This window comes from Streptomyces sp. NPDC086077, assembly GCF_040686175.1.
In the GTDB taxonomy this organism is placed as follows: Bacteria; Actinomycetota; Actinomycetes; order Streptomycetales; family Streptomycetaceae; genus Streptomyces.
The window spans coordinates 1-16,276 of sequence record NZ_JBFBJT010000084.1 but is presented as its reverse complement, the minus strand read 5'-3'; the positions used below and the strand labels follow the sequence as shown (position 1 = coordinate 16,276).

At 69.7% G+C, this 16,276-nt stretch carries 11 protein-coding genes; 5 read left to right on the top strand and 6 right to left on the bottom strand.

What is annotated here, in order from left to right:
- Positions 1-15 precede the first annotated feature (15 nt).
- Positions 16-3,024 carry a family 16 glycoside hydrolase gene (locus tag AB0O67_RS23280; RefSeq protein WP_365453073.1) on the bottom strand — a complete coding sequence of 1,003 codons (3,009 nt, stop codon included), beginning with the start codon at positions 3,022-3,024 and terminating at the stop codon, positions 16-18.
- Between the two features lie 294 nt (positions 3,025-3,318).
- Complete coding sequence (locus AB0O67_RS23275; protein WP_365453070.1) at positions 3,319-4,359, bottom strand: LacI family DNA-binding transcriptional regulator; 1,041 nt, start codon at positions 4,357-4,359, stop codon at positions 3,319-3,321.
- A 185-nt stretch (positions 4,360-4,544) separates the two neighbouring features.
- On the opposite strand from AB0O67_RS23275, the gene AB0O67_RS23270 reads away from it, so the two are divergent.
- The 3 genes from AB0O67_RS23270 to AB0O67_RS23260 are packed head-to-tail and all read left to right on the top strand — an operon-like array spanning position 4,545 to position 7,293.
- Complete coding sequence (locus AB0O67_RS23270) at positions 4,545-5,408, top strand: ABC transporter permease (protein WP_365453067.1); 864 nt, start codon at positions 4,545-4,547, stop codon at positions 5,406-5,408.
- A 35-nt stretch (positions 5,409-5,443) separates the two neighbouring features.
- On the top strand, positions 5,444-6,463 hold the full coding sequence (locus tag AB0O67_RS23265) for an ABC transporter substrate-binding protein (RefSeq protein WP_365453064.1): 1,020 nt from the start codon (positions 5,444-5,446) through the stop codon (positions 6,461-6,463).
- 2 nt (positions 6,464-6,465) lie between these two features.
- On the top strand, positions 6,466-7,293 hold the full coding sequence (locus tag AB0O67_RS23260) for an ABC transporter ATP-binding protein (RefSeq protein WP_365453123.1): 828 nt from the start codon (positions 6,466-6,468) through the stop codon (positions 7,291-7,293).
- A 100-nt stretch (positions 7,294-7,393) separates the two neighbouring features.
- On the opposite strand, the gene AB0O67_RS23255 is transcribed toward AB0O67_RS23260, so the two are convergent.
- The 3 genes from AB0O67_RS23255 to AB0O67_RS23245 form a co-directional block, all read right to left on the bottom strand.
- Positions 7,394-8,251, bottom strand: a complete 858-nt coding sequence (locus AB0O67_RS23255) for a sugar phosphate isomerase/epimerase (RefSeq protein WP_365453061.1) — start codon at positions 8,249-8,251, stop codon at positions 7,394-7,396.
- A 28-nt stretch (positions 8,252-8,279) separates the two neighbouring features.
- Positions 8,280-11,753, bottom strand: coding sequence for a ThuA domain-containing protein (locus AB0O67_RS23250; RefSeq protein ID WP_365453058.1), 3,474 nt, complete (start codon positions 11,751-11,753; stop codon positions 8,280-8,282).
- 133 nt (positions 11,754-11,886) lie between these two features.
- Positions 11,887-13,836, bottom strand: coding sequence for an SMI1/KNR4 family protein (locus AB0O67_RS23245; protein ID WP_365453055.1), 1,950 nt, complete (start codon positions 13,834-13,836; stop codon positions 11,887-11,889).
- A 224-nt stretch (positions 13,837-14,060) separates the two neighbouring features.
- Between AB0O67_RS23245 and AB0O67_RS23240 the strand changes: the two genes are divergently transcribed.
- Together AB0O67_RS23240 and AB0O67_RS23235 are read left to right on the top strand one after the other, a co-directional pair.
- Positions 14,061-15,326, top strand: a complete 1,266-nt coding sequence (locus AB0O67_RS23240; protein ID WP_365453052.1) for a serine hydrolase domain-containing protein — start codon at positions 14,061-14,063, stop codon at positions 15,324-15,326.
- A gap of 212 nt (positions 15,327-15,538) precedes the next feature.
- Positions 15,539-15,730, top strand: a complete 192-nt coding sequence (locus AB0O67_RS23235) for a hypothetical protein (RefSeq protein ID WP_365453120.1) — start codon at positions 15,539-15,541, stop codon at positions 15,728-15,730.
- Positions 15,731-15,776: 46 nt separating this feature from the next.
- On the opposite strand, the gene AB0O67_RS23230 is transcribed toward AB0O67_RS23235, so the two are convergent.
- Positions 15,777-16,124 carry a metalloregulator ArsR/SmtB family transcription factor gene (locus AB0O67_RS23230; protein ID WP_365453117.1) on the bottom strand — a complete coding sequence of 116 codons (348 nt, stop codon included), beginning with the start codon at positions 16,122-16,124 and terminating at the stop codon, positions 15,777-15,779.
- Between the last annotated feature and the right edge of the window lie 152 nt (positions 16,125-16,276).

Below are 16,276 nucleotides of genomic sequence, written 5' to 3'. Positions count from 1 at the left end.
TGGACCGGCCGCCGCTCAGCTCAGCGGCTGCACCCGGATGTTGCGGAACCGCACCTTGTTGCCGTGGTCCTGCAACCGGATCGGCCCCGCCGCGGGCGTCTCGGGCCGGCCCGAGCCGGTGGGACCGTCGAGCGTGACGTCGTCGTGCACCTTCCTGCCGTTCCACACGACCGTCGCCCGGGCGTCGGCGGTCTTGCGGCCGCTGTCGTCGTAGCGGGCCGCGCGGAAGACGATGTCGTAGGTCTGCCAAGTCTCCGGCGCGGTCGCCGCGTTCACGTCGGGTGCCTTCTTCAGGTAGAACGCGCCGGCCTCGTTGGTGTCCAGCGAGGTGTCGCCGTAGGAGTCGAGGATCTGGAGCTCGTAGCGGTCCTGGAGGTAAATGCCGCTGTTTCCACGGTCCTGACCGGTCACGTCCGGCGGCAGCAGCGGCACACGGAACTCGACGTGCAGCGCGAAGTCCTGGTAGGCGTCCTTGGTGCGGAGGTCACCGCAGCACACCTCCATCGACTTCTCGTCGGTCAGCGGCCAGGCCGTCCGGCGGCCGTCCGGGTGCAGCCACTGCGCCTGCGAGGCCGCGGTGCCGTCGAAGAGGGTGACCGGGGTGCCGTGCGGGTGCACGGTGATCAGGTCGAGGTTGACGTGGCCGGTGTCGCCCGCGTCGTACCGGTAGGCGATCTCGTTGTGGCCGGCGCGCAGGGTCAGGCGTTCCGTCCGGGTGGACCAGGAGTCCCAGTCGCCGGTGGAGGGCAGTTCGGTCTGCCGCACCTTCTTCCCGTTGGCGTACAGGGATAGGGACTTGGTGCCCTGGAAGGGGTTGGGACCGTTGGAGTAGCGCAGGTTCACGTCGTAGGAGCCCGACTTCGGGACCGTCACGTCGAAGGACGTGCCGACCTCGCCCTCGGTGGCGTAGCGGTCGACGAAACCGCTGCCGGAGTACCCGACGTGGTCGGTGTTGATGCCGGCCTTGCCGGTCAGGCGCGCCTCCTCGGCCTCGTACAGGGTCGCGGGAGGGGGCTGCTTGCCGGGAATCGCGTTGAGCGTGTACCAGGCCTCGGTGTTCCACAGGGACTCACCGGACGCCGAGGTGAAGGGGCGTGGGGAACGCACGTGCACGACATGGCCGGGCTTCAGGCCGTCCAGCCGCAGGCGAACGGTGCGGCCGTCCTCGGACAACGTCGCCGAGCGTACGGCGAGCCGCTCCTCGGCGATCTTCGGGCCGCCGTAGTCGGTGGTCGGTGTGTAGCGCCACTGCTCGGCCCGGTAGTGCTCGGCGAGTTGCGCGGCGGTCTCGGGGGACACCGGCTGCGTGTACGTGAGGTCGAAGCCGCCGGGCACGGCGCGCATGGTCTTGATGTCGAAGGTGTTGCCGCCGTTGGGCGTCAGTTTCTGCAGGCCGAACCTGAGCTTGCCCTCCTGGCCCCAGTTGCCGTCGGCGCCGAGACCGCCGGTGTAGATCGCGCCGTCGGGACCGAGGGTGATCCGGTTGACGCCGGCCTCCAGGCCCTGTGTGTAGCGGAACACGGCGCCTTGGTACTGCCCTTTCACCTTCTCCAGGTAGGCGCGCTGGAGGCCGCCGTAGGTGACGTCCCCGATCAGCATCTGCCCGGCGAACTGGCCCTTGCTCAGATAGAGCGGTGTGGAGGGTGAGTTGGCGATCTCGTTCTGCGGCAGCCATAGCACCGGCGCGGTGACGGGCGAGTCCTCGAAGGGGCCTGCGGGTTCGGTGTAGTGGTTGAAGAAGCGGTCCTGCTTGATCTGGACCAGTTTCGAGGAAGGAAGCCAGCCACCCTGGTTGTCGGTGGTGAACAGGCCGCCGCCCGGTCCCCAGCCGATGCCGTTGGGTGTGCGCAGCCCACCGGCGACCGGGCTGATCCGGCCGGTCCTCTTGCTCACCTTGTACGTGGTCCCGCGGCCCGGCGCCGGCTGCGGAGTGGTGGTCGCCCCGCCGTAGTCGATGGCGACGGAGAGGTTCACGTAGAAGTACCCGTCGCGGTAGAGCAGGCCGAACGCGAACTCGTGGAAGTTGCCTCCGTAGGGCCAGGTGGCCACCGTGCGGTACTCGTCGGTCACGTCGTCGCCGTCCCGGTCGACCAGCCGGGTCAGTTCGTGCTTCTGCGAGACGTACAGGGAACCATCGACGTACTTGATCCCCATGGGCTCGCGCAGCCCGGTCGCCACCTTCTCGACGGTGACCTTGTCACGGCTGGTCGGGCCGGTGACGTTGTCCAGCAGGTACACCTCTCCGGCAACGTTGTTGCTCCCGCCCCACGTACTGATCGCGAGACGTCCGTCGGGCAGCCAGTCCATGCCGCTGACCTGGGGCTCGAAACCGTCCGGGCGCAGGTCGGTGAGGGTGAGGTCGGGGCGCACGGAGGTGAGCGGCAGGCCGTCACCGGGGGTGTCCCCGCCAGCCTCGCACTCCTTGCGGCCCGGCGCCGTCACGCGGACCACGCCGGCGTCGGTGCTCAGCGCCTCCTGGGGCACGACGGTGAAGTCACTGGCTCCCGGGGGCTTCCAGGAGAGCTGCAGCTGCTGCCCGCCGTCGCGCTCGAAGTGGTCGATGCGCAGGGGGTGCGGCCCGGCGGTGAGATGGACGGCGCCGTCCTTCGGTTCGGCTCCATGGAGCCCGTCGTGGTCGATCACCGTGTCGCCGTCGAGGGTCAGCCGCGAGCCGTCGTCGCTGGTGAGGCGGAAGACGTAGGAGCCGTCGCTCGGCGCCACCAGGTAACCGGTCGCCTCCGCGACGAAGCGGTCGGCGAGCCCGCCGAAGTCGGCGGTCGTGGACCAGTCGACCGTAGGCATGAGCTTGTCGTGGTTGGGGGTCTGTCCCGGCTTCAGGGTGCACAACTCGCTGAGCGGGGTCTGCACGTCGAACACGCGCAGCGTGACCCCGGGCTCCTGCGGCGGAATGTCAGCGGGAGCGGCGACGGCCGCCGGGGCGGCCAGGGCACCGGCGGCCAGGACGGCTGACGTCAGTAGCGGAACGAGGTGTCTTCGGACGACGGGGAACAGGGGTTGGCGCATTGGTCCTCCTGGGCTGGGGACCGGACCGTGCCGGATTTCGTTCCGGTCTTCTTCCGTGGCGGAGCCTGCGGTTGCGCCGCAAAGGTAGGAGACTTCTGCTTGTCATGTCCATACTTTGTCATCGATGTGTTCAAAGTCCGGCTCGAGGGGGCGGCTTGGAGGGCGGGAAATGACGGGATCCACCGCCTCCGCGATACGGCTGGTGAAGGGCTGCCGCGAGCGCGCCCATGGGGCCCGGGCGCATCGACGGAGCGCTCCGGGCGGCCGGCGGAGTCCACGCGGTCCGCAGGGTGCTCAACGGCTCCCCTCCCGAAGGGAGTCGGGTGGGGGCGGGGCGGTGCTGGCACGCAGGACGACCTCGCCGCCGGCCCGCAGTACGCGTGAGCGCGGGCCGTGCGGCTCGCGCAGGGCGAGGGCCATGACCTGCTGCCCCATCGCGGCGAGCGGCAGGGCGACGGTGGTCAGGGGCGGTGAGAGTTCCCGTACGAGGGGGATGTCGTCGAACCCGGCCAGGGACATGTCCTCAGGGACCCGGACACCCTCCTCCCGGAACGCGGCGAGGGCCCCGACCGCCATCACGTCGGTGACGGCGAAGACGCAGGTCGGCCGGCTTGGCCGGGTCAGCAGCTCGCGTGCTGCCGCGTATCCGCCGTCGCGGGTGAACGCGCCTTCCACGACGCGCTCCCGCGGCAGCGTGACGCCGGCCGTGGCAAGGCCCTCCCGGAAACCCGCCAACCGGTCCGAGACGGTGGTCAGTTCAGGCGGCCCGCCGAGCACGGCGAACTCCCGGTGCCCGAGGTCCAGCAGGGCTCGCGCGAGCGCCGCCGCGCCGGCGCGGTTCTCGGGCAGCACGGCGTCCACCCGCAGGCTGCGGTGCCGGCTCACCACCGCGACCCGGCCGCCCGCGCGGACGTACGGTTCGAGTTCGGCGGCGAGGGCCCGCTCCCAGGCGCGGTCCTGGATGCCCGAGCCGATCAGCAGGATCGCGCGGGCCCGCTGCGCGCGGAGCGTGGAGACGTACGCGATCTCGCGCTCGGGTTCCCGGAAGGTGCTGGCGAGCATGACGAGGAGGTCCTGCTCGGCGGCGGCGCGCATCACTCCGGCGGCTATGGCGGCGAAGTACGGGTCGCCGACGTCGTGACAGATCAGGCCGACCGTGTTGCTGGAGGCGCTGGCGAGCGCCTGGGCATGGGCGTTGGGGATGTAGCCGAGCAGGTCGGCGGCCGCGCGTACCCGCTGGCGCAGGTCCTCGCGGACCCGTGTGGTCCCGTTGAGCACTCTGGAGGCCGTGGCCAGGGAGACGCCGGCCTCACGCGCGACGACGTCGAGCGTCACATGGACGGGTGTTGCATGCCGTTCTCTCACCGCACCCCCGAAACTTCGGGACGACCTATTGACCGTGCGCACAGGCAGTCATTAGCGTGGCCACACCCTACCAGAAAGCGCTTTCTGAAAGCGTTTTCCGAACATACCAGCCCACAGCTCTTCTCGACCGCTCCGGAAACCGGAGGAATTGACCCGTGAGCCAGAGCGTCATCAAGGCAACGCCCGAGAAAGTGGCGGGGGTTGCCCAGCGGAACAAGCCGGGAGCCAGGGAGCGGATCTCCGGCGCCCTGGATCGGAGCTGGCGCCCCGTGGCGCTGCTGCTGGCGTGCTTCGGCGCGTGGTGGGTGATCGCCGCGGCCGAACTGGTCGAGCCCTATCTCGTGCCCTCACCGGGCGCGACGCTCGACGTCCTGACCGGCAAGAGCGACTACCTCTGGCAGCACACCTGGGTGACCACCTACGAGACGCTGCTCGGCTTCCTGATCGCCGTCGCCGTCGGTGTCGCCGCCGCGGTGATCATGGTCTACTCGTCGACCGTCGAGAAGACGCTCTACCCGATCCTGCTCTTCGCCCAGGTCGTCCCCAAGATCGCCATCGCCCCGCTGTTCGTCGTCTGGCTCGGCTTCGGCATCGCCCCGAAGATCCTGATCGCCGTGCTGATCGCCTTCTTCCCCGTGGTGATCTCGATGGTGACCGGGCTCAAGGCGGTCGACCCGGAGATGCTCCAACTGTCGTCGACGATGGGCGCGAACTCCTGGCAGACCTTCGTCAAGATCCGCTTCCCCGCCTCGCTCCCGCACCTCTTCTCCGGCCTCAAGGTCGCGGTCACCCTCGCCGTCACCGGCGCCGTCGTCGGCGAGTTCGTCGGCGCCAACGAGGGTCTCGGCTACGTCATCCTCCAGGCCAACGGCAATCTCGACACCCCGATGCTCTTCGCGGGACTGCTCGTGATGTCGCTGATCGGCGTGGTCCTCTTCGTCCTCGTCGAGGTCGCCGAGAAGTTCCTGCTCCCGTGGCACGCCAGCCGCCGGGACTCCGGTGTCACCACCGCCTACTGACCCCGCACGACCCTCGCTGACGAGAAGGACCAGCCATGACTGCGCGCAGACTTCTGATCGGCCTCGTTCCGCTGCTCCTGGTCGCCACGGCCTGCGGTGAGGACGGCTCGGACGAGAGCACCAGTGAGTCGGGCAAGAAGCTCGACAAGGTCACCCTGACCCTCAACTGGTATCCGTATGGCGAGCACGCGCCGTTCTACTACGGCAAGCAGCAGAAGATATTCGAGAAGCACGGTATCGACCTCACCATCCAGGCCGGACAGGGGTCCCAGAAGACCGTCCAGGCCACCGGCGCCGGCCAGACCGACTTCGGCTGGGCGGACACCCCCGCGGTGCTGTCCGGCGTCGACTCCGGCGTCAAGGTGAAGAGCCTCGGCGTATTCCTCCAGACCACGCCGTCCTCCGTGCAGTTCTTCGAGTCGCAGGGCATCAAGGCCCCCGCCGACCTCAAGGGCAAGACCATCGCGGGCACGGCGGGCGACGCGCTCTCCAAGACGTTCCCGATCTTCCTGAAGAAGAACAACCTCGCGGAGTCGGACGTCAAGGTCCAGAACACCGACCCGGCGGGCAAGATCGCGGCGGTGATCTCCGGCAAGACGGACGGACTGCTCGGCTACGCCAGCGACCAGGGCCCCACGATGCAGAACAAGGCCAGGAAGCCGGTCGCATATCTGCGCTTCTCCGAGCACGGGCTCAACTTCTACTCCAACGGCCTCATCACCGGACAGCGCTTCCTGACCACCAAGAAGGACGTGGCCGCCCGCATGGCCAAGGCGGTCAGCGAGTCGTTCGCCGCTGCGGAGAAGTCCCCCGACCCGGCCGTCAGCGCGATGGACGGCGCCAGCGAGCAACTCCCGCCCAAGGAGGTGCTGTCCGAGCAGTTCGAGACGACCCTGACGCTGCTGCACACCCCGGGGACCGAGGGGAAGGCACCCGGTGTGAACACCGATGCCGACTGGCAGCAGACGATCGACGTCTTCTCCGAGGCCGGCCTGGTCAAGAGCCCCAAGCCCGTGGCGGAGTACTGGGACAGCGCCACCGCGATGAAGGGATGACGATGGCGAGAGAGACGACGGTGCGGGAGCCCGGTGTGCAGCTGGACAAGGACGCGCGGCAGGCGGCGGTCGGACTCGCCGACGTGGCGGTCCGCTTCCGCACGAAGAACCGGGACGTCAACGCGCTGGAGCGAGTCTCCCTCGACGTCGCGCCCGGGGAGTTCGTCGCCATCGTCGGCCCCTCGGGCTGCGGGAAGTCGACCCTTCTCAAACTGGTCGCGGGCCTGCTGAGACCGTCCACCGGAGAGGTCCGGCTCGCGGGCGAGCAGGTACGCGGCCCCCGCCACGACATCGGCTACGTCTTCCAGCGCGCGGCCCTCCTGGAGTGGCGGTCGGCCCGCCGCAACATCCTGCTCCAGGCCGAGATGCGCAGGATGCCGGGTGCGACCGCCCGGCGGCGTGTCGAGGAGCTGATCGCCATGACCGGCCTCGGCGGCTTCGAGGACGCCTATCCGCACGAGCTGTCCGGCGGTATGCAGCAGCGGGTGGCGCTGTGCCGCGCGCTGCTGCACGAACCGCCGGTGCTGCTGATGGACGAGCCGTTCGGTGCGCTCGACGCGCTGACCCGCGAGCAGATGAACATGGAACTCAACCGGATCTGGCGGGAGACGGGCACCACCGTGCTGCTCGTCACGCACTCCATCTCCGAGGCCTGCTACCTGGCCGACCGGGTGGTGGTGATGAGCCCGCGGCCCGGCACGATCACGGAGACCATCACGGTGGGACTGCCGGCCGAACGCGACTACACCGAGACGATGGGGCGCCCGGAATTCCGGGAGGCCACCAGCCGTATCCGCCATCTGCTCGGTGCGGCCTCCGCCGCGGACTGACGCGCGGGCCCACGGGTCGGCGCACAGACCCGGACGACTGAGCCTCGCCCCCCCTTCGTCGGGGTGCGAGGCTCAGTGGCGTGCAGGCGTGCCGTCGCCGTCAGTACCTCAGACGGGAGAGGTACCGGTAGCTGTTCAACGCGGTGGCGAACGGATCCGCCGGTGCGTCGTGCTCGACCAGCCACTGCCGCACGCCCCCGCTGTCCGCCGTCCGGAACATCGACGGGAAGTCCAGGACACCCGAACCGACATCGGCGAAGTCCCCGTCCGGGGCCATGTCCTTGACGTGCAGCGCGGGGAAACGCCGGCGGTGGCGCACGAACAGCGACCGGGGATCGGCTCCGCCCTTGGCCGCCCAGTACACGTCGAGCTCGAATCCGACCAGATGCGGGTCGGTCTCCTTCAGCAGGATGTCGTACAGGTTCTCGCCCTCGACGACCTCGTGGTCCAGGCCGTGGTTGTGGAACAGGAGCGGCCCGAGACCGGCCTCGCGTGCGGCGAGCCCGGCCTTGTTGAACTCCCGGGCGGCTTCCCGGAACCCCGCCGGGTTGTGCATGGCGCTGGGCAGGCTCGGTACGACGATCCACCTGGCGCCGAGGGTGTGGATGTCCTCCAGGGCCTGCGGCAGACCGCTGCCGCGGACGATGTCGTACCCGACGTGTTCGAGCACCGCCTTGAGACGGGTCTCGTCCAGCATGGTCCGTATCGCGGCCGCGCTGTTGCCGTGCCGGCCGCTCACTCCGACCGTCGCGTATCCCATGTCCGAGAGCCGGGCGAGGGTGCCCTTGAAGTCCGTCGCCAGCGGGGTGCGCATGGTGTAGAGGTGCATCCCGATGCCGGACGGCGGGATGCGCCGTCGGCACCGGCCCGTCTCGGCGGCCTGGGCGGGTGCGCCCAGAGCGGTCGCCGCGGCCGCGCCCAGTGCGGTTCCGAGGAAGGCGCGTCGTGTGCCGTTCATGTCAGCTCCTCTCATGTCTGCTCCTGCCTCAACTCACGGTGACGCGGGCGAAGGTGCTGGTGGTGTCTCCCTTGTCGTCGGTGACGGTCAGATGCGCGGTGTACGTGCCGGGCCTCGCGTAGCTGTGCGTGGCCGACGCGCCCTCGGGCGCGCTGGGCTTGGTGTTGTCACCGAAGTCCCAGTGGTACGAGGCGATGGTGCGGCCGGCGAGCGGTTTCACGGTGCCCGTCAGTTGTACGGCGAGGGGTGCGGTGCCGGAGGCCGGAGCCACCTTCACGGTGACCTTGGTGCCCGGGTGCTTCTCGACGCCACGGCCGTTGAAGTGCAGCCAGTCCACGGCGAACAGGTCTGGCTTGTCGGCGGCCCACTGCGGGTTGGAGAAGACCACGTACAGCGGTGCGGTGATCCCCGCGAACTTCAGGGCTGTCGTCGGCGAGACGACGTTGCCCCAGTCGCCGGTGTTGGGCACGCTCACACTGCCGAGGAGCGAGCCCGTGGGTGACCCGGAACGGAACTCGACGGTTCCGCCCAGGCCGCCCGAGGCCGCGCCGACCGTCACCGAGTCGATCCCCTTCAGGTGCACGGGATCGAAGCGGATCCAGTCGCCGTCCTCGATCTCCGTCAGCCGCTTGCCGCCGGAGGCGTCCGGGCGGTTCGCCACCACCACGCCGTCGTGGGCGCCGCCGGTGGAGGTGTGGTGCTCCGCCTCGCGCAGGGCCGGGCGCAGGGTGAGCGAGGTCGAACCGGTGAGCGCCGGTACCCCGGGTGCCCCCTTGTCCTCGTACTGGGCGGTGATGCCGTAGTACAGGTTCTGGCCGGGGCCGTGGCTGTCGCCGGCGTCCGTCCGGATCTCGCCGGCGCAGCCGGTGTAGTTGTCCAGCGGATGCAGATGCGAGTCGTGGCCGAGCTGCGACTGGACGACCACGCGCGAGCAGTCGATCTGTACGTCCTCGCGGTCCTTGACCTTGACCTTGAACGGGATGGTGTCGCCGAAGCTGAACATCCCGCCGTTCGGCGGCTGCTGGATGGTCACCTCGGGCCGGGAGTTGCCGACGGTGATGTCGGTGACGGCGAGACCGCTCAGATTCCCGGGTGCGGTGACCGTCAGCCGGGCGGTGAACCGGCCCTCGGTCCGGTAGACATGGGTCGGGTCGGCAGCCGTCGAGTCGGTGGTGCCGTTCCCGTCGAAGTCCCAGGCGTACGTCACCGCTGTGCCGCTCGGCAGGCCCGACCCCGCGCTGGAGAACTTCACCTTCAGCGGCGCCTTCCCGCTGTCGGGCGTGGCCGTCACCTTGGCGTCCGGCAGCCGGTCGTCCCCGACGTAGTCGATGCGGTAGATGCCCGACCCCTCGTTGCTGCCACCGCGGCCGGTGCCGCTGCCGAGACCGAAGTCGATGACGTAGAGCGCTCCGTCGGGCCCGAAGTCGGCGTCGAAGGGCTGATTCCACTTCATGTCGCCGAAGATCCCGTTGATGGAGTGCAGATCACCGGCCTTCACGGGGGCGAAGCGCGGATCGGTGAACGTCTGGTCCTTCTGCTGGAGCGAGAACGCCTTGAACCAGGTGCGAGTGAGCTCGTAGTTGAGCCATTTCCCGTCGAAGTACTCAGGGAACTTGGTGCGATAGGTGTTCGCCGGGTCGTAGTCGTAGACCGGACCGCTCATCGGCCCGCCGCCGCCGGTGCCCAGTTCGGGGAACTCGGGCGAAGCGGAGTACGCGTACCAGACGGTGGCCGGCTGGGCGGGCGGCAGCTGGGTGAGCCCGGTGTTGTTGGGAGAGTTGTTGACCGGGGCGGAGCAGTCGAACTTCGGTCCTGACGTCCTGGTCGTGAAGTCGTAGTCGTTGAAGGGGGTGTTGTTGCCTACGCAGTACGGCCAGCCGAAGTTTCCTGGCTTGGTGATGCGGGTGTACTCGACCGTCCCCTCCGGCCCGCGGTCCGCCTTGGCCTCACGGGCGTCGGGACCGTAGTCCGCCACCATCAGCGCACCGCTGTGCGGATCGGTGGTGATCCGGAACGGGTTGCGCATGCCCATCGCGTAGACCTCGGGACGGGTCTTGTCCGTACCCGGCGCGAAGAGGTTGCCCTCGGGGATGCTGTAGGTCCCGTCGTCCTCCGGGGTGATGCGCAGAATCTTGCCGCGCAGGTCGTTGGTGTTGCCCGAGGTGCCCTGGGCGTCCCACGCACGGCGGCCCGCACCCTCGTCGATGGGGGTGAAACCGTCCGAGGCGAAGGGGTCGGTGTTGTCCCCGGTCGCGATGTAGAGCTCGCCGTGCTTGTCGAAGGCGAGCGAGCCCGCCATGTGGGAGTTGGCCCTGCCCTCGCCCCGCAGGGTGGGGATCGCGAGCAGCCGCTTCTCCGACGCGGGGTCGATCGTGTTGCCCGTCACCGTGAACCGCGACAGATTGATCTGCTTCTCGGTCTTGTCGGAGTTCAGGAGGTACAGCCAGTGGTTCTCGGCGAAGCCGGGGTCCAGTGCCAGGCCGAGGAGGCCGTCGGACTGGCTCGTCATCTCCGGCGTGTAGGCGAAGTCCAGGGCGGTGGTGACCTTGAGCGTCTGCTGGTCGATCACCTTGACCTTGCCGGTGCGCTGGATGAAGAACACCCGGCGGTCGGGCGCGACGGCCAGCTCGAAGGGGTCGGCCAGATCACTGGTGGCCAGCGGGGTGCGCTGGAATGCACTGGTCTTGCCGGCGGTGCAGTCGCCGGGCTTGTCGCCCGCGGCCCACTGGATGCCGCCGAGCAGATGCTGGAGGAACGGCGCTTCGCCGAACGCGGCCTTGTCGTGGCCGCCGGCGGTGAACCAGGAGCGCCCGCCGTCGTAGTTCTGGCACCAGGACCACGGATGGTCGACACCCTCGTCGAGCCCGGTGATACCGTCACGCACCTTGATCTGCGCGAGCGTGTGGACCTTGCCGGTGGGGTTGGTGCGCCAGTTGTACCACTCCTCGGAGCGCTCCCAGAGTTCCGGCAGGCCCTTGGTGGAGGGGTGCGCCTGGTCGAGGACCTTGACCCGCCCGGTCTGGACGGCGGGGTGCTTGTCGAAGATGGCGCCGACCAGACCCTCGTACCAGGTCCAGTCGCGCTCGCTGGCCGAGGCCGCGTGCAGACCGACCCAGCCGCCACCGCCACGTACGTACTTCTGGAGTGCGGCGCGCTGCGCCGCGTCGAGGAGATCGCCCGACTCCGGCGTGGAGTTGGTGTTGTTGAAGACGATCGCCTGGAAGCGCGCGAGGTTCGCGTCGGTGAAGGCCGCGGCGTCGTCGGTGGCCTCGACCTCGAAGCCGTTCTCACTGCCCAGCTTCTTGATGGCCTCGATCCCGGCGGGGATGGAGTCATGGGTGAAGTTGGTGACCTTGGAGAAGACTAAGACCCGGTAGGCCGCGGCTGCTTCGGCCCGCGGGGGCGAGGCCAGGCCGATCCCGACGACAAGCGCAAGAAGTGCCGTGACGACGGTGGCGGGAAAGAGGATTCTTCGGCGGAGCCGTGGGTGATGACTACTCATTTTGCGCTCCCGGTGGCTGGTATGCGGACCGTGATCTGGAAAGCGCTTTCTGGTATACGTCGCACAGCGTAGGTTCCGGCTTCACAGGGGGTCAATGGGTCGGATGCGGCCCATGTGAGGCGATCCGGCTTGCCTACCTCTCGGTACCCGTGACCGTCATGTACGCCGCCCCCGGCCCCGCCGGCCCGATCCACGGCCGCGTCGGCAGTGTGGGCAACCTGCCGTGGTCCAGGGCGAATCGGGGAAGTGAGACACCGTACGTCGCCGCGATCGCGTCCAGAGCACGGCGCTCGTCCGAGAGGTCGGTGGCAGGTTCTGCCGGGCCGGCGAACAGCCGGTCGGGGTCGAGCGCCGCGGGGAGCGTGCCCGTGCGGTGGAACACCGCCTGGTGGACCGTGAAGGCGTACCGCTGCTCGCCGTCCTCGGCGCAGGCGAAGTGGAACAGCCCCGGCTGCCGCCAGACCGTCAGAGCGCGGGTGCCGCATGAGAGTTCGGTGCCGGGGTGTCTCAGGCGGGACGGATCGAAGTGCAGCCGGTGGGCCGACTCGAAGGCGAAACTCCAGCCGTCCCGGGCGCCGATGCGGGCCGTCGGCCCGGGGCGTCCTGGCTGCCGTGAGAACTGAGGATGCCGAAGCTCGCTCTCGCCGGCGACCGGCTCCAGCGTGCCCGTGCCGAAGCGTTCGGCCAGTTCTTCGGGGCGTATGCCGTCCACCAGGACGAATCGGTAGGACTCCCGGCGCGCTCCAGTCGCGGGGTGCTGGCGGGTCAGCCACCCGAGCCCGTCATGGGCCGCCGCCCGCCGCTCGGCGGCGGAGGCGGGAGCCGGTGGGGGTGCGGGCGTGTGCGCGACCGCAGGCTCGGGCGGGTGCGCGACCGCAGGCTCGGGCGTTGCCCGCGCCTGGCCGGCCCGGGGCGTGGTCAGCAGTTGCCTGCCACGCTCGGGCGTGACGACCGGCCCGAGCAACGGGTCTCCGAGCAGACCGAACGGGGCCACATGGTCGTCCCGGTACGGCTCCCACCGCGGGACCGCCGCCGCGAGGGCTCGCCAGGCGCCGTCCGTGTCGCCCCAGCGGGCCAGCTCCCTGGCCTCCTCGACCGCGCGCCCGAAGGGGCCCGGCGAGGTGTACTCGTAGGTGCGCTCCCTGATCTGCTGCAGGACCACCTTGGCCCGCTCCCGGTCCGTCGCGTAGTCCTCCGTCACCGGGCCGAGCACGAAGGAGTCGTCGTGCCGGAACTGGCGCAGGTGGTCGCACACCTTCAGGGGCAGCACCTCCCCGGCGTACAGCGGATCGTCCATGCGCGGGTCGAGCGGCACCCAGGCACCGCCGTCGAGCAGCGCCCGGAGCTGTGCGACCAGCAGGCCCGCGCGCTCTCTGCCGAGCTCCCTCGCCTCGCCCAGGACGGTGAGCGCCTCGTCCAACTCACCCCTGAGGCAGGCCACTCGAGCATCCTCCACCTTGGCGTCGAGCTCCCGCGTCACCGCGTTCTCGAAGCCGGAGTGACCGCCGCCCAGCTGGTAGACCTGCTTGTACATCCGCTCCATGAACACGCGGAACGAGTCGTGGCGGTCGGGCCGTTCACCGCTCCAGCCGTGGTGGACGTACACCGCCCACTCCCCGTCGGCGCCGACGTCGCCCGGGTCGAGCAGCACATCCGTCATGTCCGAGTCGAGCGACAGCTGCAGCGCCCGGCCCCACATGCCGGCCAGGAGGACCTCCTCCTTCGGCGGGTCCGCGTCCAGATTCTCCTCGTACAGCCGCTGAAGGCCGTACGGATCCCCGTAGGAGTCGATGCTCTCGGCTCCGGCGAGCAGATGGACGAAGCCACCCGCGTGGCGCCAGCCGTTCGTCGTCTCCAGGAACGCGCGCAGGGACGGCGGCAGGGGCGCCGCGATCCCGAGCCTGCGAACGCGCTCCTCCAGAGCGGTGATCCCCGACGGGTCGGCCGGGGCGAATCCCAGCCAGCGGTCACGGACGATGTCCTCTTCCAGCTCCTCGAACTCCTCCGGCTCCTCCGCGGCCAGGGCTTCCAGCCACTCCTCGCTCCACCGCTTGAGCAGCGGCCCCCACTCGAAGATCTTCATGCTCGTCATCGTGGCAGGTGCCACTGACAGCGGGTCATGTCGCACGCGCGAGGGGCCGGCACAGCCTCGCCCGGGGCATCGGCGAGTGTCCTTTGAAGGTCGCGTCGCGTTCCTGCAACCGGAGGTCGAGTTCAGGCACTCATGACCCATGCGTGCCCGTGGTCGACCGCCCCGTGCATCCAGCCTCTTGCCGAACCAGCCGAGGAAGAGAACGAGGACTCATCATGCCCCTGTCGCCACGCCGGCGTCTGACCGTCGGCCTCACCGTGATCGCCGCCCTCGCCGGGGGATTCGCTCCTCTGGCCACCGCGTCGCCCGCCACCGCCACGCCCCGGGGCGTCGCCGAAGCGCCTGACTCTCCCGCCCCGGACATGGACGGGGTCGTCGCGGCGCTGAACGCCGCGATGGCCAAGGGCGCGCCGGGCGCCATGGCGCGCTACACCGCACCGGAGGGGGCCCGGAGCCGTGCCGTCGGAGTCCGCGACAGAGTCTCAGGGGCGCCGATGGACGTTGACGCGCGGTTCCGGATCGGCAGCGTCAGCAAGACGTTCTCCGCCGTCGTGCTGCTCCAACTGATGGAGGAGGGCCGGCTGAAGCTGGACCGGCCGGTGGGCCGCTATCTGCCGGGGCTGCTGCCCGACGAACGCATCACGGTCCGTCACCTGCTCAGCCACCGCAGCGGCTTGGCCGACTACACCGAGGCCATGTTCAATCAGACGGTGCCCGGCTTCGAAGCCGTGCGGAACCGCGTCTTCAGCTACCAGGAACTCGTCGACCTGTCCCTCGCCGAGCCCTCCACCACCGAGCCCGGTGCGGCGTACAAGTACTCGAACACCAATTTCGTGGTCGTCGGCATGCTCATCGAGAAGCTGACAGGCCGTCCGGTGGCCGACGCCTACCAGCGCCGCATCATCAAGCCGCTGGGACTGCGTCAGACCTCGTACGTGCATCCCGACACGCGCATCAAGGGACTGCGCGTGCGGGGCTACCTGCACCCCGACGAGGCGGGTGCGCCGCTCGTGGACTCCACCGAGCAGACCGTGTCCTGGGCGCAGTCGGCCGGCGCCGTGATCTCCAGCCCCGCCGACCTCAACACCTTCACCGGCGCGCTGCTGCGGGGCCGGCTGCTGTCCCGGGCCACGCTGGAGGCGATGACCACGGTGACGCCGACGGACACGACCGACACCCGCTTCTACGGGCTCGGCCTGCGCCGCTACGACCTGTCCTGCGGCACGCGGATCTACGGCCACACCGGCACCGTCCAGGGCTACTACACGTACGCCTTCTCGACCCGCGACGGCCGCCGCAGCCTGTCGGCGATGGCGAACACCTCCAACCGCGGCGAGGCCAACACGGCGCTCGGTGACACGCTGGAGGCCGCGTTCTGCGGGAAGAGGCCGGCGTCCTCGCCGTCCGCGCGTACCGCCACCACGCCCGCACGGGACGCGGAGTCGCTGCCGGCCGAGCGCGACCTGCCCGAGCGGCGCTGAGTCCTCCCTCGGGGGAGGGCATCCGGTGAGGTGGTGGGAGCCCTCAGCCCTCATCACCTCGGCAGGCGGCACGGCTGCGAACCGAGCAACTCGCACCACTGAGCGCCACGAAGTCATTACTTCGGGTGCTTTCGTGGTCGCGCCCTTCATCACCGCGCGATTCCTGGGCACCCGCCTGTCATGGCCATACAGGGAGGGGAAAGCCCGTGCTGATGCTCGCCATCCTGCTGCTGCCCGGTCTCAGCCTGCTGCTGATCGTGATGAGCCGCATAGAGGACACGCTCCACGAGGATCCGCAGCCCGCCCGGCACGCCCGGCGGTCCCGCCATCTGCGTCTCGTCCACGGCAGCGGGACAGCCGGCACCGGCGCCGACGAGCCGGATCAGCGCACCGCCGCGGCCTGACCCACGCGCTGCGGTCGCGCTCCGCGAGGCATGGACGGCAGTTCAGTCACGCTTGGTCGTCGCGCTCGGTGACGTGTTCCCCTACGTTGTCGGCCACGGCTGCGGAGAGCAGGGCCGGCAGGAGGCCGGGGAAGCGGGCGTCGAGGGTTTCGCGCCGCAGCGTCACGTAGCACCGGGTGCCCTCCTGGCGGGTGCGCGTGACACCCGCCTCGCGCAGCACCTTGAGGTGATGGCTGAGGGTGGACTTGGCGACGGGGGCGCACAACTGGCCCCATCCGCGTTCCGCTCCGTCAGACAGCACCCGGACGATCCCCAGCCGTGTCGGATCACTGAGCGCCCCCAGCAGGCGCGGCAGGGCGATCTCGCTGTCGGCGGGGGACGAGTGGTCCGGCATGGCGACCAGACTACCGCTCATTCGGTGAGGGTCGAACATCGGGTGTCACAGGGGGCAGGGCTGTCCGGTCTGAAGTGCGTATCCGGAACCCGACCAGGAGATCGCCATGGAACCCCGTCTGAACTTCTTCGGCAACGCCTTCGCCGGCAAGG